This window comes from Flavobacterium sp. ZT3R18, from assembly GCF_007097385.1.
In the GTDB taxonomy this organism is placed as follows: domain Bacteria; phylum Bacteroidota; class Bacteroidia; order Flavobacteriales; family Flavobacteriaceae; genus Flavobacterium.
Map to the genome: position 1 here is coordinate 132,970 of NZ_VJZS01000009.1, position 23,385 is coordinate 156,354.

Annotated in this window: 15 protein-coding genes; 14 read left to right on the forward strand and 1 reads right to left on the reverse strand. The window is 35.7% G+C overall.

What is annotated here, in order from left to right; translation table 11 throughout:
• Positions 1 to 42 precede the first annotated feature (42 nt).
• From FNW52_RS11645 to FNW52_RS11655, 3 genes are all read left to right on the forward strand, one after another.
• A complete protein-coding gene (locus tag FNW52_RS11645) occupies positions 43 to 1,455 on the forward strand; it encodes a pyridoxal-dependent decarboxylase (RefSeq protein WP_143377648.1) in 1,413 nt (470 codons plus the stop codon).
• Between the two features lie 263 nt (positions 1,456 to 1,718).
• On the forward strand, positions 1,719 to 7,439 hold the full coding sequence (locus tag FNW52_RS11650; RefSeq protein WP_185965967.1) for a T9SS type B sorting domain-containing protein: 5,721 nt from the start codon (positions 1,719 to 1,721) through the stop codon (positions 7,437 to 7,439).
• A gap of 9 nt (positions 7,440 to 7,448) precedes the next feature.
• Positions 7,449 to 8,384, forward strand: a complete 936-nt coding sequence (locus tag FNW52_RS11655; protein WP_143377650.1) for a type IX secretion system membrane protein PorP/SprF — start codon at positions 7,449 to 7,451, stop codon at positions 8,382 to 8,384.
• 107 nt (positions 8,385 to 8,491) lie between these two features.
• On the opposite strand, the gene gldA is transcribed toward FNW52_RS11655, so the two are convergent.
• Positions 8,492 to 9,388: a gliding motility-associated ABC transporter ATP-binding subunit GldA gene (gene gldA, locus FNW52_RS11660; RefSeq protein ID WP_143377651.1), complete on the reverse strand. Its 897-nt coding sequence runs from the start codon at positions 9,386 to 9,388 to the stop codon at positions 8,492 to 8,494.
• Positions 9,389 to 9,576: 188 nt separating this feature from the next.
• Here gldA and FNW52_RS11665 point away from each other — a divergent pair, with 188 nt between their 5' ends.
• From FNW52_RS11665 to FNW52_RS11715, 11 genes are all read left to right on the forward strand, one after another.
• Positions 9,577 to 10,152, forward strand: a complete 576-nt coding sequence (locus tag FNW52_RS11665) for an outer membrane beta-barrel protein (protein WP_143377652.1) — start codon at positions 9,577 to 9,579, stop codon at positions 10,150 to 10,152.
• Positions 10,153 to 10,261: 109 nt separating this feature from the next.
• Positions 10,262 to 11,506, forward strand: coding sequence for a dicarboxylate/amino acid:cation symporter (locus FNW52_RS11670; protein WP_143377653.1), 1,245 nt, complete (start codon positions 10,262 to 10,264; stop codon positions 11,504 to 11,506).
• 573 nt (positions 11,507 to 12,079) lie between these two features.
• Positions 12,080 to 12,973, forward strand: coding sequence for a prephenate dehydratase (locus FNW52_RS11675; protein WP_143377654.1), 894 nt, complete (start codon positions 12,080 to 12,082; stop codon positions 12,971 to 12,973).
• 54 nt (positions 12,974 to 13,027) lie between these two features.
• On the forward strand, positions 13,028 to 14,176 hold the full coding sequence (locus FNW52_RS11680) for a pyridoxal phosphate-dependent aminotransferase (protein ID WP_143377655.1): 1,149 nt from the start codon (positions 13,028 to 13,030) through the stop codon (positions 14,174 to 14,176).
• Positions 14,177 to 14,307: 131 nt separating this feature from the next.
• Entirely contained in the window at positions 14,308 to 15,159 is an 852-nt protein-coding gene (locus FNW52_RS11685; RefSeq protein WP_143377656.1) for a prephenate dehydrogenase, read from the forward strand.
• A 129-nt stretch (positions 15,160 to 15,288) separates the two neighbouring features.
• Positions 15,289 to 16,371, forward strand: coding sequence for a bifunctional 3-deoxy-7-phosphoheptulonate synthase/chorismate mutase type II (locus FNW52_RS11690; protein ID WP_143377657.1), 1,083 nt, complete (start codon positions 15,289 to 15,291; stop codon positions 16,369 to 16,371).
• Between the two features lie 643 nt (positions 16,372 to 17,014).
• Positions 17,015 to 17,992, forward strand: a complete 978-nt coding sequence (rsgA, locus tag FNW52_RS11695; RefSeq protein ID WP_143377658.1) for a ribosome small subunit-dependent GTPase A — start codon at positions 17,015 to 17,017, stop codon at positions 17,990 to 17,992.
• Between the two features lie 158 nt (positions 17,993 to 18,150).
• Entirely contained in the window at positions 18,151 to 18,603 is a 453-nt protein-coding gene (gene dtd, locus FNW52_RS11700; RefSeq protein ID WP_143377659.1) for a D-aminoacyl-tRNA deacylase, read from the forward strand.
• 53 nt (positions 18,604 to 18,656) lie between these two features.
• Positions 18,657 to 20,570 (forward strand): DUF3857 domain-containing protein, encoded by a 1,914-nt coding sequence (locus tag FNW52_RS11705; protein WP_143377660.1) that lies wholly within the window; start codon positions 18,657 to 18,659, stop codon positions 20,568 to 20,570.
• Between the two features lie 6 nt (positions 20,571 to 20,576).
• Positions 20,577 to 22,595 carry a DUF3857 domain-containing protein gene (locus FNW52_RS11710; RefSeq protein WP_143377661.1) on the forward strand — a complete coding sequence of 673 codons (2,019 nt, stop codon included), beginning with the start codon at positions 20,577 to 20,579 and terminating at the stop codon, positions 22,593 to 22,595.
• A gap of 129 nt (positions 22,596 to 22,724) precedes the next feature.
• Positions 22,725 to 23,258, forward strand: coding sequence for a hypothetical protein (locus FNW52_RS11715; RefSeq protein ID WP_255515580.1), 534 nt, complete (start codon positions 22,725 to 22,727; stop codon positions 23,256 to 23,258).
• The last annotated feature ends 127 nt before the right edge of the window (positions 23,259 to 23,385 follow it).

The window sequence follows — 23,385 nt, forward strand, 5'->3', positions numbered from 1 at the left end:
TAAAAACCTGTTAGGTCTTCTAATTTTAACCAAACAAACCAAATGAACCCAACCCTTCAACAAGATTTAAACGATATTGAAAACATCCTTGAACAAGTAAAACAACAAGGAATAGATTTTCTGAATTCTATTGATGTCGTTCCCACTTCAACCCAAAATACAATAACTGCCAATCGAAATCTGAACGATTCTGGTTTGGGAGCATTGACTGCTTTGGAAGAATTCAACCAACGTTTGGCGCCCTTGATGGTTTCGCAAGCGGGACCAAGATATTGGGGTTTTGTTACAGGAGGAGCGACACCAGCTGCTATTGTTGGCGATTGGTTAACGACGATTTACGACCCAAATGCACAATCCACAAAAGCGCAAGGAGGTGTTTCGGCTTTGATAGAAATAGAAACCATTAATTTATTGTTGCAATTGTTTGACTTACCAAAATCATTCTTGGGCGGATTTGTAACGGGTGCTACTATGTCAAATTTTACCTGTTTGGCGGTGGCTAGACAATGGTTTGGGAAACAATTGGGGCAAGATTTTGCCAAAAACGGAATTTCAGCACCGATACATATTCTTACCGCTACACCACATTCGTCCTCTGTAAAATGCTTGGCGATGTTAGGGATTGGAAGTCAGAATTTCACCAAAATAAAAACAACCGAAGGAAATCGGGAGGCCATTGATATAGCCGATTTGGAACAAAATATGCAGCATTTAAACGGTCAGCCATTTATTTTAATCTCAAGCGCAGGAACAGTCAATACAGCCGATTTTGATGATTTCAATGCGATAAATAAACTGAAAGAAAAGTATAGTTTTTGGTGGCATATTGATGCGGCTTTTGGAGGTTTTGCAGCTTGTTCGCCAATGTACAAACATTTGATAAACGGTTGGGAAAACGCAGACAGTATTACCGTCGATTGCCATAAATGGCTGAATGTTCCGTACGAAAGTGCTTTTTATCTGGTAAAGGAAGAACATATAAACCTTCAAGTAGAAACGTTTCAAAACTCGAATGCTCCGTATTTGGGAGATCCATTGGAGAATTTCAGTTACCTAAATTTCTTGCCCGAGAATTCCAGACGTTTAAAAGCGTTGCCGGTTTGGTTTTCGCTATTGGCGTACGGGAAACAAGGATTTCAAGATATTGTAGAAAATAGCGTTGCTATGGCATTGCAATTTGATGCCTTCATTGCCCAAAACGAAAACTTCGAATTATTGGCGCCAACTCGCCTCAATAACGTTTGTTTTACTTTGGCGGGAGACCACAATCAAGAAAAAGTAAATTTATTTTTGAAGCATCTCAACGATAAAGGAAAAGTGTTTATGACGCCAACAGTATATCAAAATCGCAAAGGAATCAGAGCTTCGTTTGTCAATTGGAGAACGAATGAAAATGATATTAAAATTGCGATAGCCGAAATGAAAGCGAGTATTTTGGAGTTGGGGATAAAGTAGTTTTTTTTCTAAAGTTTTAGGATAATAAGAAACTCGTTCCATTTTTGGAGCGAGTTTTTTTATTTGTAAATTCTCCAAGATATTGTTTATAATGACATAGTTTGCGTATTTTTTTGTGATTTTTTAAAAACCATGATGTTATTAATGTGTTAATTTAGTATTAACATTGAGTAATTTAGAATCATAATGTTTTCGATCTAAAGGCATACTTTTATTTCGTCGATAAAATGTGTTTTTTATCGATTAATATGTCAATGTTTGCTATGAAAAAATTATATATTCTACTCTTTTTTTTAACCTACTCGATTTTTGCCCAAGTCGATCCGAATTCTATTTCTCCGGTTCCAGTAGGCTGTAAACCTTCAATTGTATCGCCTCCATTACCCATGCCTGCTAGATCAAATAAGCAAGGCAAAATGAAAGCAGTAGGTGTAGCTGGAGCCCTTGCTGCAGCTGCAGTTCCAATTCCTACAACGTATATTGGTAGTGTCGAGAGCTTATATAGTGTTTTTGTAAATTGGTCAGACGGAGGTTTTGATGGTTTTTCAATAGGTACGGGTTCTGTACCAAAAGGTCCTAATTCTCAAAATATAAAATGGGGCCAAGGATTAAATACCAGTGATAAATCTACAGGGGGGTATAGTTTCGAAGAGTTGAAATTGTCTTCAGCGGCTTTAGGATCAGTATTAACTGTAGGACAAGATTTTTATTTCCATCTTTATAATGGAGGGGTAGATACGGTAGTTGGGCCATTAAATTTTACTTTTCAACCCTTTGGGGCTGCTGGTAATATTGTGTCTGTGAATATTCAAACTAATTTTGGTACCAATGGGAAAAGTGGGTTTACAGCTAGTGAAGTAACTAATATGAAAGACTTTTACGATAAAGTAATACCGATCATAGCTCAAGTATATGGACCTTCTTCCCATGCCTATACGGTGGATGTCGTCAATGATGGGAATTCGGCCGGAACAAATACATTTTGGAATGGACCTAATAGGATTACTACTCAGTATACTGCGGATGCTTCAGGGAAAATGACACAGCCACGTCTGATGGTTCACGAATTGATTCATGCTTGGCGTGATAATGTATGTCTGACTACTAATAAATTATGGCATACTGAATCTACTTTGGCTGGTTTTGAAGAATCGATGGCGGATTGCGTTGCCGCAATTGTAATGGATAAATTTATAGAGGCCTACCCAGGTTATTATTCTGGGAGTTCAACGGGCTTAAGTCGACATTGGAGTAATGAACCAGGATATCCTTTTGACTGGGATTACGACTTTCAGAATACCTCACAATTAACCAATACCAATTTTTGGGCAAGTAATATTGGCATGGGGGCACATTGGGAACGTTATGGTATGGGTTCTGCGGCAATGTATAAGATGTATATTGAGGATAATAATTTCTTTAAAAATTTTAACGAAGAGTATTATAGAAGGTTTACATCAAATAATGATTTAACAACCTCACGGGCATTAATGGTGGATATTTGTAAAACCGTGATTAAGGAAGTAGAAGGGAAACCTACTGAGACATGGGTGAACAATCAGCGTATTTTGGATTGTAAAGTAACACCAGGTAAGAAAGTGCATATGCTTACTTTTCAAGGAGCTGGTGGATCACAATATATGAGCCATGATAATAGGATACATTTGTATGAGACGCAAAATAATACTTATGGAGATGAATGGACTTGGGATAGGGGTTCTGGTGCTTCTTTCCAAAGATGGTATCATCAACTGAACAATCTACCCGGTAAAATTGATATAGTAAAATATTCTACCGGAGGAATAACGGCAACTCAAACTTTCAGAAACAATGATGGGGGCTATGCAGGGCCATTTCAAGGAGGTTGTTCGCAACCTAATATTAATGGGCCTGGGCCTTGTTTTCCAGGTGGAATAGATGGTCATTCTTTAATCACCACTTCTGCTGATCCTGCTATAACTGGCGGTGTCATTAATAGCGCGGACTATTATAAGAGTTGGAATCTTGCTCCAGACAGATTCGTTTGGAAATTGCAGAAAAACGGCTTGTATGTATATAATATAGAATTTCAAGTTGGGGCTGAAACCGTTAAAGGGAAATATTATCGTTTGCATGGTAATGGCCTTATAGATAAAAAGGGTGTTTATGCAGGTGTTCGTAATAACTTAGATGTAGCGAATGTAAAGGGTAAAATGTATATAGAGCAGAAAAATTTCACTACTCCAATTGACGGAGAAGAACCAGCTATACCTATAGATAATGGAGCGCTAGTAGATTCTCGTAAATGGGCTTCGGTTCTTGAAACCCAACCTCAATTTCAAGGAGGAAGAACGGATACCCGTTATAGTAATCCAGGGAAATTACATTGCATATATGTAGATGAAGATTGTAATAAACCACAAAAAATAGGTTTTAGGAATATTGGATATGGCTCAAATTTATACGGTATTCAGATGTTGTTACTTAATGTAGATGAATTTGATGAGATTAAATACAAAGCAACAATGCCAGATCAAGTTTGTGAAGGATATGATGTTGATTTTAGTGTAACTTATGATGCTGGCAAAGATTTACTTCCTGTTTTGAAAAGGTATCTTGACACCGATTCCCGTATTACTTATAAATGGATAAATCCGTCAGGATTTGTTGTTTCAACAGATAAAATTTATACGCTTACAAATGCTAAACCTACTGATTCAGGTGAATATACTTTGGAGATTATTTCTTATGAATGTCCAATTACTTCTATAAAGAAAATACTAACGGTGACAAGAAATGTAGTACTTGCGCCTACAGTCATTAGCCCTATTCCTGTTTGTGCTGGTACTACTCTAAATCTAGATGTAAATGGTACTTTGCCTCCAGGGACTACTTATGTTTGGACAGGGCCAAATGGTTTTACAAGTACAGCAAAGAACCCATCTATTGATAATGCACAGGCTATAAATGCAGGCCTTTATACAGTAACATGTAATGTTAAAAATTGTGATGGAGTTACTGATATTACTGTTCCGAAAAATATTCAAGTAGATGTAAACGAGATGCCTGTAGCGACATTGAGTTCAATTAGCCCAATTTGTCTTGGTTCTCCTGCCGATTTTATCATAGAAGGAACGCCAGGAAATAAAGTGAGTTATACGGGATTTGCCACAAGTAGTACTCCTCAGACTATAGGAACAGATGGGAAGCTTCATGTTATAGTCTCGAACTATATTGATAATCCAACCTTGAATCTAACAAATGTGAGTGATGATAAATGTAGTAATGATGTAACAGTTACTAATACGGTGATTGTACGTAATACACCTTATGTGAACTCGAGTTCAAATAGTCCGATCTGTTCAGGAAGTGATGCTATTTTTAAGCTAACAGGAACAATAGGAAACAAGATAACGTATAATACAGGAGGCACACCGACCACTGTAACAATTGACGCTACTGGTAAAGTTGATATTATTATACCAGGAGTTACGGCAGATGTAACCTTAAATTTAACGAATCTGGATGATGGTGTTTGTAGTAGTCCCTTATTATTTTCGAATGAGGTAAAAGTAAGTCCAAAAACTGTTATTACATGTGGAACTTCTACAATAACCTCGGTAACATTCAATTGGACTCCTGTTTTGGGAGCTACAGGTTATTTGGTTGAATATGAAGTAAATGGCGGATTTCGTGTGAATGTAGGTGCTGTAGGGAATGTGTCAACTTATACGTTAGGATCGTTGAATGATTCAGATAATGTAGAAGTTTTCATTACTCCTACAGGGCCTTCTGGTACTTGTTTTTCGGTTGAGAGTTTTACTTGTAAAGCAGATTCGTCAACTCCTTGTACAAATCCAGCGACTCCTACAATTAAAATTACTCCGGCTACTTGTTCGGCAGATGGTATTTCTAAGATTGATAATTATGATCCTGCCAATACCTATATTTTTAATCCACCATTTTCAAGTCCTACAATTGATCCTGCAACAGGTATCATAAATGGAATGGTTCTTGGGACTCAATATGCTATAACTGCTAAAAGTAGAACTTGTGCTTCTGCTCAAAGTGAATGGTTTCGTAATCCATTGAAGTCGGGAAGTATAGAAGATCCAATAATTACACCAACAACGCCTACTTGTTCTGCTGCGGGAACCTCTACCATTGGTAATTATAATGCTGCCAATATCTATACTTTTGTCCCAGCTGGTCCAACAGTAGACACGGCAGGATTGGTAAGCGGAATGACAGTTGGAACACCATATGCGGTAACCTCAGGTAACGGAGGTTGTACGTCTGTACCTGTAGCGTTGAGCAATGCAGCTATGTTGGTAAGTCCAAACGCAGGAACCAACGGTACATTGACAATTTGTTCAGGAACGACTCCGACCAATGCAGAATTATTTGCTAAGTTGGGCGGAACTCCAGATGCGACAGGTACTTGGTCAAATATTGGAAATGTCTATACCTATACAGTAAATGCAACTGCTCCATGTACTTTGGCAGCAACCGCTACAGTAACAGTAACAACGCAAGCCGCTCCAAATGCTGGGACAAATGGTACATTAACAATTTGTTCAGGAACGACTCCGACCAATGCAGAATTATTTGCTAAGTTGGGCGGAACNNCAAATGCTGGGACAAATGGTACATTAACAATTTGTTCAGGAACGACTCCGACCAATGCAGAATTATTTGCTAAGTTGGGCGGAACTCCAAATGCGACAGGTACTTGGTCAAAAATTGGAAATGTCTATACCTATACAGTAAATGCAATTGCACCATGTACTTTGGCAGCAAGAGCTACAATAACAGTAACAACGCAAGCCGCTCCAAATGCCGGAACCAATGGGACATTGACAATTTGTTCCGGAACGACTCCAACCAATGCGTTATTATTTGCTAAGTTGGGTGGTACTCCAGATACTGGTGGTACATGGAATAAGAGCGGAGCAAAAGACTATATTTATACAGTTTTACCAACTGGAGTTTGTGCCGTACCAGCTACTGCCAAAGTAATGGTAACAGAGATTAATCCTATTTCAGAGGCTGGAATTGCCAAAGAAATTACTTGTAAATCTTCTTCAGTGAGTTTAAATGGAGTAGGTTCTAGTACAGTAGGTTCTACCTATTTATGGACAGGTGGCACAATTGTTAGTGGAGGCACTACATTGACGCCAATTGTAAGTGCTGTCGGGACTTATACTTTAACGGTTACTAATATAGCTTTTGGATGTAAACAATCAGATACTGTTGACGTTACTAATAAAGCGGATATACCTATTGCTAATGCAGGTGTTGCCAATGAAATAACATGTACTTCTTCAACAGTAAAATTAGACGGGACAGGATCTACAACTGGGAAGGACATGGCCTATACATGGACAGGAGGCAAAATAGTAATGGGAGCAAATACATTGACTCCTACAGTATCAACTATTGGGATGTACACTTTGAAAGTTGAAAACACAGCAACTGGTTGTAGCTCAATTGATACTGTTCAAGTTATTCAAAACATTGAAACGCCAGATTTTTCTATAACAGATTTAGGGTCAAATCAATTTAGGATTCTTCCTTCAGGAGGTACAGGGCCATATGAATACAGCCTTAATCATGCAAATGAATATACTATTAATCCAGATATTAAGATTTATGCTTCTGGAAAGTACACTATTTATGTCAAAGATTCAAATGGATGCTATACTTCACAAAGTAAATATTTAGATTATTTAGGAATTGAATTCCCTAAATTTTTCTCTCCCGAAGGAGATGGTACAAATGATCATTGGTATCCAACAAGAATTGAGGACTATCCAAATCTTGAAGTGTCTATTTATGATAGGTACCAACGTTTGATAGCCAGGTTCAAAGGAAATAATGAATTGGGTTGGGATGGTACTTATCAAGGAAAACCTTTGCCTTCGGGAGATTATTGGTATGTTATTAAAACAAACAATGGTAATGATAAGAGAGAATTGGTAGGAGGAATGACTTTATTTAGATAAATTAAGAAAATGAAAAAGAAAATAATAACATTGTTTTTTATAATTCTTGCCCCTGCCATGTATGGACAAGAGTTTAAAATGGCAGCAACAAGTCAATATCTTGCAGATAATCCATTTGTGATTTCGGCTGCTTTTGCTGGTATTGGTGAATTTTATGAATTGCGTTTCACGGGAGAAACACAATGGCTTGGGGTAAAAGATGCTCCACAAACACAATCGGTATCATTTGATGCTCGAATTGCAGATCGTTCTGGTGTAGGACTCGTACTATTTAATGATAAGAATCGAAATACGTCTCAAAAAGGAGGGCAAGTCAGTTATGCCCATCATCTTACTTTATCAGAGTATAATAATCAATTTTTGTCATTTGGCTTATCCTATAAATTTACTAATTTCAATATTGATATCTCTAATATTAATTCTTCGGATCCTACCGTGCAAAGTTATAATGAGATTAACTCTAATTTTGATTTAAGCTTTTTATATCGCTTAGAAAGCTTCTTTTTTGCTTTTAATGCAGTAAATATATTAGATAGAAAGATTAAGTCAACAATAAGTGGCGAACCGACTAATATCAGAAATTATTATTTGTATTCTGGATTTGTTGTGAAAAGCAGGTTTACCTCTTTAGAATTCGAACCATCTGTTTTTTATCAGATTTATGAAAGTGATGGACGTTCAAGTGCCGATCTTAATTTTAAGATCCGAAAAATGAGTGGGAAAAATTATATTTGGGCTGGCTTGAGTTTAAGAATGTTAGCAGATCAGAATTTTGAGCCTAATTCAATTGCGCCATTGTTTGGCTTAAAACAAAATAAATTTTTTGTGGCTTATTCATTTAATGCTAGTTTAAATGAGCTTCAAAATTATAATGCGGGGACTCATATGTTAACTCTTGGATATGACTTTGACGGAAGAGAGAGTTCTTGTAAATGTGTGAATTAGAGTTTTAAATTGGTTTTAAGTATATTAGTTTTTTTGAAAACGAGCTCGTTTAATGCCTTGTTAAACGGGCTTGTTTTTTATGATGAACTGCGACTGAAAACCGCCAACTACTTCGTAATCTCCCTAAATACCGCTTCCAAATTTTTATTCTTCTGGTTGAGTTGTAAAGTTTTTAAACCATTATCATAAGCAAAATCAAATACGGTTGGGCGCATGTCTTTGTCTGAAACAAAAGTCAATTCCCAAGAGTTTTCGTGAGTATTTTTGAACGATTTTAGATGTGGAATTTGAGCAATCAGTTCAGCTTCTGTTTTTAAATCAAATTCGACTTCGATTACTTGCTCCTTATTGGCAGAGATTAAAGTGTCTAGTTTTTTATCGGTAACTATTTGTCCTTTGTCAATTATAATTACTCGATCGCAAATCGCTTCTACTTCTTGCATAATGTGTGTTGATAGAAAAATGGTTTTGTCTTTCCCTACGTTTCTAATCACATTCCTAATTTCGACCAATTGATTGGGATCCAATCCGGTTGTGGGTTCGTCTAGAATCAAAACATCGGGATTGTGCAACAAAGCATTGGCTAATCCCACACGTTGGCGATACCCTTTAGACAATTGTCCTATTTTTTTATGACTTTCGGTGGATAAACCCGTCAGCTGAATCACTTCTTCGATTCTGGATTTTTCGACTTTATAGACATCAGCATTAAAAGCCAAATATTCTCTCACGTACAAATCCAAATACAACGGATTGTGCTCTGGCAAATATCCAATAGAAAGCTGTACCGATTTTTCCTGAGTGTTTACATCAAAGCCATTGACAAGCGCAACACCCGTATCAGCACGAAGGTAAGTCGTCAAAATTTTCATCAAAGTAGATTTTCCGGCACCATTAGGACCCAAAAAACCAACAATCTCTCCTTTTTGAACAGAAAATGAAATGTTGTCCAGTGCCTTTTGAGCACCGTAAGATTTCGAAATGTTTTTTACTTCTATTGACATGACTTTCTTTTTGCCACAAAAGTAAATAGAAAAGATTGTTTTATGACAAGACTGACATGTTAATTTAAATTAGGCAACAAGTTAACAGTTAAAGATATGTGATTATTCCGATAAAAAAAGTACTAAAAACAGAGGTAATGGCATAGTTATTGAAAATGGCATAGTATTAATTTAAAAAAAATATCAAAATGAAAAAAGCAATCATTATTGCAGCATTGGCTTTCGTAAGTCTTGCAAACGCTCAAAAAGGTTCTGTTTTAGTAGCAGGAAATATTGGGTACGCTTCACAAAACACGGGAGATTTAAAAGCTAATTATTTCGAGTTTGCTCCTAAAGTAGGTTACCAATTTTCTGACAATATGACCGTTGGTATTGAAACTGCTGTTGGAAGCTCAAAGAATTCAGATAGAGTTGGAAATGTTATTGTTGAACATAAAGAAAATGATTTTAGATTAGGCGCTTTCTTACGTTATTCTCAACCTCTTGCTGGAGTATTTTCTATATTTGGTGATTTAGGAGTTGGAATGCAATCTGCTAAATCGTCTAATAACATTCCGTTTTCGAAAGAAATAAAAGGTGATGGTTTTTATATCGGTTTAGTTCCTGCAGTAGGAGTAGATTTGAAAAAAGGATTTTGTCTTAACTTTTCAATAGGTGGACTGGGGTATGATTCATTAAAGAATGATGGAGCATCAGATGCTACAAATACTTTTGCTTTCACTTTTGGAAAACAGGCAAGTGTTGGGATTTCTAAAAATTTCTAGTACTTAATTGTATTTGGTTGTAAAAAAAGCACTCGTTTTCGAGTGCTTTTTTTATTTAATAGTATTTTTGAACTTTTAGATTTATATATTTACAATAAACTAAATCAATATGGGAAATAATAAATCAAGCAGTTTCTTAAAAAATTACAGCAGTATTCTATTACTCCTTGGCGGAATATTCGCTGGCAGTATCTTAGGTTTAGTTTTCGGAAATGGTGTAGAAGTTATAAAACCATTAGGCGATATATTTCTGAATTTACTTTTTACAGCCATCATTCCGCTGGTGTTTTTTACTATTTCCTCCTCCATTGCCAATTTACAAAAAACCGAAAAACTCGGAAAGCTTTTCGGAATAGTTTTAGGAGTATTTTTAACAACCGTAATTATTTCGGCGATTATAATGATTATTGGTGTTTTGATTTTTCCAATTCATCAAGGCATAGTAATCTCAAAAGTCGCATTAGAAACCATTAAAGAAAGCAGCACCGGTTCTCAAATCACACAACTGCTAACGGTTAACGATTTCTACGAGATATTGTCCCGAAAAAATATGCTGGCGCTCATACTGTTTTCCTTTCTAATTGGTTTTTCAACTTTACGCGCAGGCGAAAAAGGAAAAGATTTTGCGAGGTTCCTTAACTCGGGTAATGAAGTAATGAAGCAATTACTGCACCTCATAATGAAAACGGCCCCAATTGGTCTAGGTGCTTATTTTGCTTATCAAGTCGGTATCTTTGGACCGCAATTATTCGGCGCTTATGCCAAGCCATTGGCACTGTATTACGCGGTTTGTAGTTTTTACTTCATTTTCTTTTTCAGTTTGTATGCTTTTTTCGCTGGAGGAAATCAAGGGCTCAAAATATTTTGGAAAAACAACATCACCCCCGCATTAACTGCCGTAGGAACCTGCAGCAGTATCGCTACCATCCCCGCCAATCTCGAAGCAGCAGAGCAAATGAACATTCCAAGTCACATACGCAATCTGGTAATTCCGCTCGGAGCGCCCTTGCACAAAGACGGTTCGAGCATGTCGTCGATTGTCAAAATCGCGGTTATTTTCGCCTTATTCGGCAAGGATTTCACGGATCCCTATACTTTATTAACCGCAATCGGCATCACCATAATCGTATCCGTGGTCGAAGGAGGAATCCCAAACGGCGGTTATATAGGAGAGATCCTCGCCATCACAGTCTATGGTTTCCCAATGGAGCAAGCCCTTCCAGCCGCCATGATTATAGGAACTTTGGTAGATCCAATCGCAACCTTGTTAAATGCCAATGGCGATTTGGTCTCTGCCATGGTAGTCACCAGAATCTCCGAAGGCAAGAAATGGATCTCACAAAGTATTACCTAAATAAAAATCATTTGGGCGTGCCCCCGTTGAGCAAAGGGGCTTAAGTATAGTACCGCATATTCGCCCCTTCGCTCAACGGGGTCGGGCTATCCGCGCTACTTCGGTAGCTAGCTTTTATCCCTCACGCACGCACAACAGCTTTAGATTAACCCTGAAATGAACCGTTTTTCATCAACATTCAAAAGGAAAGGGTTCAAAAAACAGTGTTTTTCACTAAAAAGGAGGTTCTCTATCGGTTTTGCTGTTCTGAAATCAATAATTTTAGTACTCCGAAATGTCTTATTTTTATGGAATTAGGAGTCAAAATCGCTTTTAACAAAGAAATCTTTTTTTGTTACATAAAAAGATTTCTTTTTTTTGGTTGAGTTGAAATAAGTCATACATTTGCATTAAATAATTGAACAACAAACAATACAATGACAACTAACCGTTTTTATTTTAGCAACTCTTTTTATTTCTTCTTTAGGAAGTAAGGGATTGTGCTATGGTTATTTGAAAAATAAAAAACAAATAAAACTAATATACAATCCTGATGAAAATCAGGATTTTTTTTTGATATAAAATTAAGCAAACATGTCAGTACAAACACAAAATCCTACAGAAGCTACAGCTTCTTCTTTGGAGTCCCAATGTTTATCGGGAGGGGTGAGGATTGCAATACAAGGAATTAAAGGATCTTTCCACCATCAAGTGGCTCAAGACTATTTTTATCAAAATGTTGAGGTAGATGAATGTCTGTCTTTTGAGGAATTGGTAGCTAGTTTGATGACTGGGAAATCAGATCAAGCGGTAATGGCTATAGAAAACTCTATAGCGGGTCCGATCATTCCAAATTACGCATTGATTGACAAAAATAATTTGCACATTATAGGAGAACATTATTTAGACATTCACCAAAATTTAATGGCACTCAAAGGTCAAAAGATAGAAGATATTCTAGAAGTGCATTCTCATCCGATGGCTTTATTGCAATGTATGGAGTTCTTGAAAAAATATCCAAACATAAAATTGGTTGAAGACAAGGATACTGCCGAAACCGCCAGAAGAATCCACGAAAAGCAACTAAAAGGAATTGCAGCCATTGCCAGCAAAACAGCATCGGAATTGTATGATTTAGAGATTTTGGCTCCAGAAATTCAAACGATAAACAATAACATGACTCGTTTTGTAATTATCAAAAAGGAAAAAGAATTTACAGATGAAAACGAAATCAATAGAGCTTCCATCAAATTCGAATTGGATCACAAACGAGGGAGTTTGGCAGCGGTACTGAATGTAATGAGTGATTGTAAATTGAATTTAACCAAAATACAATCGTTGCCAAAAATAGAAACCCCTTGGAAATATTCTTTTTTCGTAGATGTTACTTTCGAGAAATATGAAGATTACGCCAAGGCCAAAGCACTGTTGACTATAATGGCCGAGTATTTTAAAGTATTGGGCGAATATAAAAACACGAGACCCTAAAAAGGGAAAATAACAAAAGATAAATTACAAGTAGGAATACTAAAATAAATTGCCATGATTAAAACAGCAAAACGTCTTGATATAATTGAAGAATACTATTTCTCAACCAAGTTGAGAGAAGTACGACAATTGGCCTCAGAGGGAAAACCAATCATCAATATGGGAATTGGAAGTCCGGATTTAAAACCATCAAAGGCGGTTATAGATGCCGTAGTTTTGGCAATGCATGACGAAAACGCTCATCAATACCAAAGTTATCAAGGATTGCCTGAGCTTAGAAAAGGAATGGCTGATTTCTATCAAAATAATTATGGAGTTGCCTTAGATTCCAATACTGAAATTTTACCTTTAATTGGTTCCAAGGAAGGGATTATGCATATTTCTATGGCTTTCCTGAATGAAGGAGATCACGTTTTGATTCCAAATCCGGGTTATCCAACCTACACTTCGGTAACGAATCTAGTTGGAGCTGTACCGGTTTATTATGATCTGAAAGAAAAGAATAACTGGGAACCTGATTTTGACGCTTTAGAAAAGTTAGATTTATCAAAAGTAAAAATCATGTGGATAGGCTATCCTCACATGCCAACAGGAGCAAGAGGAAGTTTGGAATTGTTTGAAAAATTAGTGGCTTTCGCCAAAAAGCACCACATATTATTAATCAATGACAATCCGTATAGTTTTGTTTTGAATGATAAACCGATGAGTTTGTTGCAAATAGAAGGAGCCAAAGATGTCGCTATAGAATTGAATTCTTTGAGTAAAACGTTTAACATGGCAGGTTGGAGAGTAGGAATGATTTTGGCAAATGCTACTTTGATTGATGCGGTTCTTAAGGTCAAAAGCAACATGGATAGCGGAATGTTTTACGGAATCCAAAAAGGAGCAGTTGAAGCCCTAAAAAGTGATAAATCTTGGTTTGAATCAATGAATGCCATTTATAAAAAACGTCGTGTGCTTACAGAGCAATTGGCTGAAAAGTTAGGTTGTGAAGTGTATACAGCCGGTGTTGGATTATTTGTTTGGGCCAAACTGCCAGCAGGAGTAGCCTCTGCCGAGGATTTTATCGATAAAATATTATACGAAAAACATATTTTTATAACTCCAGGTACCATTTTTGGAAGCAATGGAGAAGGATATATAAGATTTGCACTTTGTGTAAAAGAAGAAAAAGTACAAGAAGCGATAGATAGATTTGCATAACGCGTACAGACGCGATTTATCGCGTCTAACTAACTGCTTGAATTTATACGAAAAATTGAAATTGATATTGCAATTGACATTGTAATTGATATTGATTTTTGCAATTGACATTGACATTGAAATTGAATAAAATGAATATATACGTAATAGGAATTGGATTAATTGGAGGCTCAATAGCATTAGACGCTAAAGCATTATATCCTGAAGCAAGGATTTTTGGAATTGACAGCAGCGAAAATCATTTGCAGGAAGCAATAGCACTTGGAGTTGTTGATGAAGCGGCGGTTTTTGAAGATATAGCCAATGCGGATTTTGTGATCGTTTCGGTTCCTGTTGATACTGCAATTGCGCTTTTACCAAAAGTACTGGATCTAGTTCCAAATAGTGCCATTGTTTTTGATGTAGGTTCTACTAAAGTGCCTATTTGTGAAGCGGTTGCGAATCATCCAAAAAGGAGAAATTTTATAGCAACGCATCCCATAGCAGGTACAGAGTTTTCGGGACCATCGGCGGCGATAAAAGGATTGTTTAATGGGAAAACGAATATCATTTGCGAAGTAGAAAAAACGACTTTCAAATTACAAGAAAAAGCATTGTGGCTTTTTAAAGCAATTGGAATGAGAATTCGCTACATGGATCCGAAATCGCATGATAAACATATTGCTTATGTGTCGCATTTGTCACACATTAGTTCTTTTATGCTGGGGAAAACGGTAATCAATAAAGAAAAAGACGAACAGGATATTTTTGATATGGCGGGTTCTGGTTTTGAAAGTACCGTTCGTTTGGCCAAAAGTTCTCCAGCGATGTGGACGCCTATTTTTAAACAAAACAAAAAGCAGGTAGTCAAAACATTGGAAGAATATATAGCTAATTTATCTAAGTTTAAAGAGCTTTTAGAAAACGATGATTACGACGCTATTTACAACGAAATGCAAAGTGTCAATAAAATAAAAGAGATCTTAAACGGAATGAAAAAGTAGTCAATTGCAATAAAATCAATTGCAATTTCAAAAAATGAACAACACATAATAAAATAATAATTAATAACAATCATCCATTTACGGCTCCCTCCACTTCGGGGAGGGCTGGGGTGGGGAAAACTAAAAAAGATGGAAAATAAGAAAGAATTGAGAAATTGGTTGAATGAATTCAATTTGACCCACCCATTCGTAATTGCGGGGCCTTGTAGTGCAGAAACAGAAGAACAAGTTTTGAAAATTGCTCACGAATTGAAAGACTCAGACGTTAGCGTTTTTAGAGCTGGAATCTGGAAACCAAGAACGCGTCCAGGAGGATTTGAAGGTGTTGGAGAAATAGGTTTGAAATGGTTGAAAAAAGCCAAAGAACAAACAGGATTGCTAATGGGTACTGAGGTTGCAAATGCAGCTCACGTAAAATTGGCTTTGGAATATGATATTGATGTATTATGGATTGGAGCCAGAACAACGGTAAACCCTTTTGCGATGCAAGAAATTGCGGATGCATTAGTAGGAACTAAAAAAATAGTTTTGGTAAAAAACCCTGTAAACCCGGATTTATCTTTGTGGTTGGGTGGTGTAGAGCGTTTGTATAATGCAGGTATAGAAAAATTGGGAGTGATTCACAGAGGGTTTTCGACTTACGAAAAAACGAAATACAGAAACATTCCAGAATGGCAAATTGCGATCGAATTGCAAAATAAATTCCCTGATTTGCCTTTGATTATTGATCCATCACACATTACAGGAGATCGTAATATGATACTTGAGGTAACTCAACAAGCATTAGATCTAAATTACGATGGTATGATTATCGAAACGCATATAGATCCAGACAATGCTTGGAGTGACGCAGCCCAACAAGTGACGCCAGACGCTTTGAAACAAATTTTTATTGATTTGAGAGTAAGAAAACAGAACGACGTGTCTGATGAATTTACTCAAAAAATGTCAAAATTAAGAGCTAATATTGATGTTCTAGATGCTACTTTATTAGAATTGTTAGGAAAACGTATGAAAGTGGCTGAAGAAATTGGTAAAGTAAAAAAAGACGCAAACGTTGCGGTATTACAAAACAATCGTTGGAACGAAATTCTAGGAAAAATGATTTTGGATGGAGAGAAAAAAGGACTTACAGAAGAGTTTGTTCTTAAAATGTTCAAAGCCATTCATCAAGAAAGTATTGGACACCAAGAAAAAATCTTGAATGCATAGAACGATTTAAGTCCCGATAGCTATCGGGAGAGGATTAACGATTTGTGATTTTAGATTTCGGGAGTCAATGTCGTTTTCTTAAGGGTTTTTTTTGTCATTTCGACCAACGGGAGAAATCGCACTAGAAACTCACATTAGCTACTCACACCCGCTATTCATACTCATTACTCGTATTGAGTGAGTCTCTAGTGTGATTTCTCCTATCGTCGAAATGACAAACCAGATACTTTTATTCTTAAGGAAACGACATTGTTTCGGGAGTCGTAAATTTGACTTTTTTAGTTGTTTTAAAGTCTTCTAAAAATCATAAATCTAAAATCGTTAATCTAAAATCTAAAATCCCAAGGCTTTATGTTTTGGGATTTTTTGTTTATTTTAGAGTCCTCTAAAATCAGAAATCTAAAATCATTTTTCTTTGCAGAATCTTAGATTTTAAATCATAAATCTAAAATCGTTAATCTAAAATCAAAAATCCCAAGGCTTTATGTTTTGGGATTTTTTGTTTATTCTAGAGTCCTCTAAAATCAGAAATCTAAAATCGTTAATCTTCAATCAAAAATCCTTCAAAAATCCTCTATCTTTGCAAAGTCTTAGGTTTTAAATCAGAAATCTAAAATCGTTAATCTTCAATCAAAAATCCTCTATGACAGGACTCGTTTACAAATCTACAGGAAGTTGGTACACCGTAAAATCCGAACAAGGAGATTTTATAGAATGCCGTATGAAAGGGAAATTCCGAATCAAGGGAATTAAAAGCACCAATCCTATTGCGGTTGGCGATGTGGTAGATTATGAACTAGAAGAAACCTCGGATGTCGTTACAGGAACAATCCATAAAATTCACGACAGGAAAAATTATATAGTTCGTAAGGCGGTAAATTTATCGCATCAAATGCATATTATTGCTTCTAATATTGATCGCGTTTTTTTGTTGGTAACCATAAATAATCCGCCGACCACATTCAATTTTATCGATCGTTTTTTGGTAACTGCCGAAGCCTATGGGATTGAAGCTGTTTTGGTGTTTAATAAAATAGACACTTTAGACGAAGCCACGCTCGATGAACAATTGTACATGCAACATGTGTATCAGCAAATAGGATATAAATGCCTGAGAGTTTCTTCAACCGAAATGAAGGGTGTCGAAGAATTGCAAGAAATGATGGTGGGTAAAGTGAGTATGTTTTCTGGACATTCAGGTGTGGGGAAATCGACTTTGGTAAATGCGATGGAACCTTCTTTGCATTTAAAAACCAAGACGATATCTGTGGCAAGCAAACAAGGACAACACACCACCACTTTTGCAGAGATGTATGATTTGTCTTTTGGTGCCAAAATTATAGATACCCCCGGAATCAAAGGTTTTGGAATGGTAGATATGGATCCGTCAGAAATAAGTGGTTATTTTCCAGAATTTTTCAAATTAAAAGATCAATGTAAGTTCAATAATTGTTTGCATAAAGAAGAACCCCATTGTGCCATAAAAGCTGCTTTGGGGAGAGATGAGATTTCATGGACACGCTATAACAGTTATCTTAAAATATTAGAAGGAGACGATGAACATTACCGTACCGATGTTTATAATGAGGATCGAATCATTAGTGATAAAACTAGAGAATAGCCCCCTAACCCCCGAAGGGGGAACTCTAATAGTGGTGTTTAAATTTGTTGTGATTTATGGTTTTCTTAATTTTTCTGAAATATGATTGAATTTTTTTATTTACGTTGTAATTCCCCCTTTTCGGAGGCAGAGCTTGTCGTAGCAGGGGTTAGGGGGCTATGAAAGTTGTTCTCCAAAGAGTTTCTCAAGCCTCCGTCACCATAGATGCTAAAATAGTAGCCAATATTCAAAAAGGATTACTGGTTTTAGTGGGCATGGAAGATGCCGATACCCAAGATGACATCGACTGGTTGGTGGGTAAAATTACCAAAATCCGTATTTTTGATGATGAAAATCACGTCATGAATTTGTCTATTCAAGACATTGATGGCGATATTATTGTGGTAAGTCAATTTACACTGCACGCTTCTACAAAAAAAGGAAATCGTCCTTCTTATATAAAAGCCTCAAAGCCGGAAATTGCTATTCCGCTCTATGAAAATTTTGTAAAACAGTTGGAAAAGGAATTGGGTAAAAAAGTACAAACCGGTATTTTTGGCGCCGATATGAAAGTGTTGTTGCTTAATGATGGTCCAGTTACCATACAAATGGATAGCAAAAATAAAGAGTAAATTAGGTTTTATTTAGACGAAATTTTCTTATATTTCGGCACTAAATATTTTTTATGTCCTACAAGTTTGTTTCCGCTATTTCTATTGCTTTTTTGTTTACTACAACATTCCTTTTTGCTCAAAAAAGTGATTACAGTTCCCTAACTATTTCCGATAGCCTCAAAGAAAATGCTAATGCAATTGTTCGTTTGAATCAAATTGATATTGTTATTGCGTCTCAGCGTAGTATGAATGTTAAGATTAAGCGTGTTGTTACTGTTTTGAATGAAAAGGGCTTTGAAGCTGTTGAAGCCTATGAAAATTATGACAAGTCCAGTCCAGTAAAAAGTATATTGGCAACGGTTTACGATTCTTTTGGAAAAGAAATAAAAAAAATAAAAAGGGGTAATTTTAGAGATCGAAGTGCTGTAAGTGGTAACACACTTTTCTCTGAAAGTCGTTATATTTACTTAGATTATACCCCAATTCAATATCCATTTACAGTTGTTTTTGAAAGCGAAACAGAAACGTCAAACACTGCTTTTATCCCACAATGGATGCCTTTGAATGATTATTTTGTAAGTGTAGAAAAAAGTATTCTCAATGTAAGTTATCCTTCAAACCTTGGATTTAAATACAAAGAATTCAATTTTTCGAATTTTAATATAAAACACACACAGGAAACATCAACTCAACTTTCTTTTGTAGCAACAAAAATGTTGGCTCAAAAAGAAGAAACGTCTAGTCCTTCGATTAGTTATCTTTTTCCAAGAGTAATGATGGGATTAGAATTGTTTCATTTGGAAGGTGTGGATGGAACTGCTAAAACTTGGATAGAATTTGGAAAATGGTACAGTGAAAAAATTCTAGAGGGAACTACCGATTTGTCGGAAGAAACTAAAGTAAAAATGAAATCTCTAGTAGGCTCCGAAACCGACCCGATAAAGAAAGCCCAAATAATTTATAAATACGTTCAGGAAAAATCAAGATATGTCAATATTAGTATTGGTATTGGTGGTTGGAAACCAATGTTAGCCAGTGATGTTGATCGTTTGGGATATGGAGATTGCAAGGCTTTGAGTAACTATACAAAAGCACTTCTTAGCGCAGTAGATGTACCGTCTTATAATACTGTTTTATATGGTAATTCAAAAAAACGTGATATTGAAACCAATTTTGTTTCGATGCAAGGGAATCACATGATACTGGCCATACCCAATAAGGATAAATATGTTTTTTTAGAATGCACCAGTCAAGTAGATCCTTTTGGTTATCAAGGAACTTTTACCGACGACAGGGATGTTTTGGTAATAAAACCGGAAGGAGGAGAGATTGTAAGAACCAAAATTTATGAAGATGCAGATAACACCCAAATAAGCAAAGGAACTTATTCCATTGCTGAAAATGGGGATTTGTTAGGAAAAATAGGTATTGTTTCTGAGGGTTCACAATACAATCAAAAATTCAATAACGAAAAACTTGCTCCAACAGAAAGGGAGGCTTTTTATAAAGACTATTGGAGTACTATTAATAATTTGAAAATTAATAAAATCAATTTCAAAAATGATAGAGATAAAATAAGTTTTACAGAAAATGCCGAAATAAGTGCTGTAAATTATGGAAACGTATCAGCCAATAAAATGATGTTTACCGTAAATGCCTTTAATCCATTAACTCAAAGTATAAAACGAATTCGAAACCGAAAAAAGCCTTTTGAAATACAACGCGGTTCTGTTGATATTGATGAAATAGAAATCGCTTTGCCAGCTAATTTCTCAATCGAATTTCTTCCGGGGAATGTTGAAATTAATGGAAAATTCGGGGAATATAAAGCAGAGATTGTAAAAAAAGATAATAATATCATTTATAAACGGAAGTTTTTCTTGAAAAAAGGTTTGTACACCAATAAAGAATACGATGATTTTCGCCTTTTTATGGAGCAAATTTCTAGAAACGACAATGCCAAAATAATTTTAACCAAAAGCTAACCAAAAATGAAAACCCAAAACCTAATCCTTTTTTTATTTTTAGTCCTATTTTTTTCTAATGCAAATGCACAAGAATTTAAATTAGGGAAAGTCTCCATTGCCGAATTGGAACAAAAAACACACCCCAAAGATACGGCTGCCGTTGCTGCAATTTTGTTTAAAAAAGGAGCTACAAATTTTGAGTACTCACAGACAGAAGGTTTTGATGTTGTTACAGAAGTAACCATGCGTATTAAAATTTATAAAAAAGAAGGATATGATTGGGCAAACCAAGTAGTAAACTTTAGATCAAACTCCGATTATAAAGAAAAAGTTTCGTTTTCTGACGCTGTGACCTATAATTTGGTTGCCGGTAAGATAGAAAAAACAAAACTAAAGAACGAAGGTGTCTTTGAAGAAAAAATTGACAGATACTGGAGTAAGAAGAAAATCAGTATGCCAAATGTTAAAGAAGGTTCTGTATTAGAATACAAGTATACACTAAGAACAAAAAACATTGGTATGCTGAGAGATTTTTATTTTCAAACCGATATTCCTATAGATTATTCTGAATATAAGACGTATGTGCCAGAGTACTTTGTTTATAATATTAAAATGAAAGGATTTGTAAATCCGAAAATCAATGTTGAAAAAAATCAAAAAACATATCAAATTACTAGTAAAGAAAGAAGTGAAGTGGGTCCTGCTGTTACTAGTTACTCAACAGATAAATTAGAATATCAAGAAACAAGAACAACGTATACTACCTCGAATATGCCAGCCATGAAGGATGAGGTATTTGTGAATAATATTGATAATTATACATCTAGTTTATCGCAAGAACTGTCGATGACGCAGTATCCAAATAAACCTCAAACGCCGTATTCTACAGACTGGAATTCAGTAGTAAAAACCATTTATGACTATGATGATTTTGGACCAGAACTCAATAAAACGGGTTATTTTGAAGACGATTTAAAAGCGGTTATTGTTGGTTTAACAAAAGAAGATGAAATTATTTTAGCCGTTTTAAATTATGTGAGATCTACCGTAAAATGGAATGAATATTATGGTTATTCCTGTAATGATGGAGTTAAAAAAGCTTACAAAGACAAAACGGGTAATGTCGCCGAAATTAATTTAATGCTTACCGCCATGTTACGTACTGCGGGATTAAAAGCAAACCCCGTATTAGTGAGCACACGTGCTAATGGTATTTCCATTTTTCCTAATCGAGGAGCCTTTAATTATGTGATAGCAGCAGTAGAAACTACAGGAGGCACGATACTCTTGGATGCAACAAGCAAATTTTCAACTCCAAATGTATTGCCATTTAGAGATTTAAATTGGATGGGAAGACTGATTAGAAAAGATGGGACATCAGAGGATGTTGATTTAATGCCTAAAAAAGCTGCTAGTGATAATATAACTATGAATTATACTATAGATGCAACAGGTAAAGTTACAGGTAAATTGAGAAGGCAAAGAACGGATCATAATGCGATGAGTTTTAGATCGGAGGTTGAAAACACAAAAGAGGAAGAGTACTTAGAGAAATTGGAAAACGAACACGAAAAAATTGAAATAGCCGACTATTCCAGAACAAATGAGAAGGATGTTCAATTGCCAATTACTGAAACGTGTTCTTTTACAGGGAGCAATCTATGTGAGTTAATAGGAGAAAAAATGTACATCAATCCATTGTTGTTTTTTACCAAAGAGCATAATCCTTTCAAGCAAGAGATTAGAGAATATCCTGTGGATTTTGGGTTTCCTTTCTCAGATAAATACATTGTCAATATAGATATTCCAGAGGGATATGTTGTGGAGACACTTCCAAAATCAGCTCAACTGAATATGGAAGATAATTTAGGAAGTTTTAAATTCATGTCCATTGCAGCTGGAAATAAAATACAGTTATCGGTTTCTCATCAAATAAACACGCCGATTGTTTCTTCGGATTATTATCCGATGCTAAAAGAATACTATCAAGGGATGATTGCTAAGGAAACTGAAAAAATCGTATTGAAGAAAGTGTACAAATAACCTTGTCAGGGTTCAAAACCCTGACAAGGTTATTTGTAAAACCATAAAAAATGGAAATATAAAGAACCAATCCTCCACGGCAATTATTACCATATCTACAATAGGGGAAATAACGGCATAGATATATTTTTGGAAAACGAAAATTATTATCATTTTTTGCGTTTGTATGCAAAATACATTGAACCTGTAGCCGAAACTTTTGCTTGGTGTTTGTTGAAAAACCATTTTCATATTTTAGTGCGGATAAAAGAAAAGTCAGAAATAAATAATGGGGAACTGAGTTACTCAACAACCGAAAAACCAAAAGTAATCGATCCGTCAAGACAGTTTTCTCATTTGTTTAATGCATATACTCAGGCTATAAATAAGCGGTACAATAGAACAGGAAGTTTGTTTGAAACCACTTTTGAAAGGAAGTTGGTTACTTCCGAAACGTATTTTCAAAAATTGATTTACTATATACATAATAATCCAGTTCATCATGGTTTTGTAAATCAAATGAGTTTGTATCCTTGGTCGTCTTATGAAACGGTAATTTCAAGTAAACCAACAAAACTAAAAAGAGAGGAAGTAATTGAAATATTTGGGGATATTAATAATTTCATTCAATATCACGAAGAACAGCAAAATTTAAATGAAATTAATAATTTTGTCATTGAATAATCAATTTCCGCTTTTTTGTTCATTTAACCCTGTCAGGGTTCTAAACCCTGACAGGTGGGGTGTAAAATATAGGCAAAATATATAAAATAAGTTCGGTCTTTTTTTTTAACTTTATCGACTAAAATGT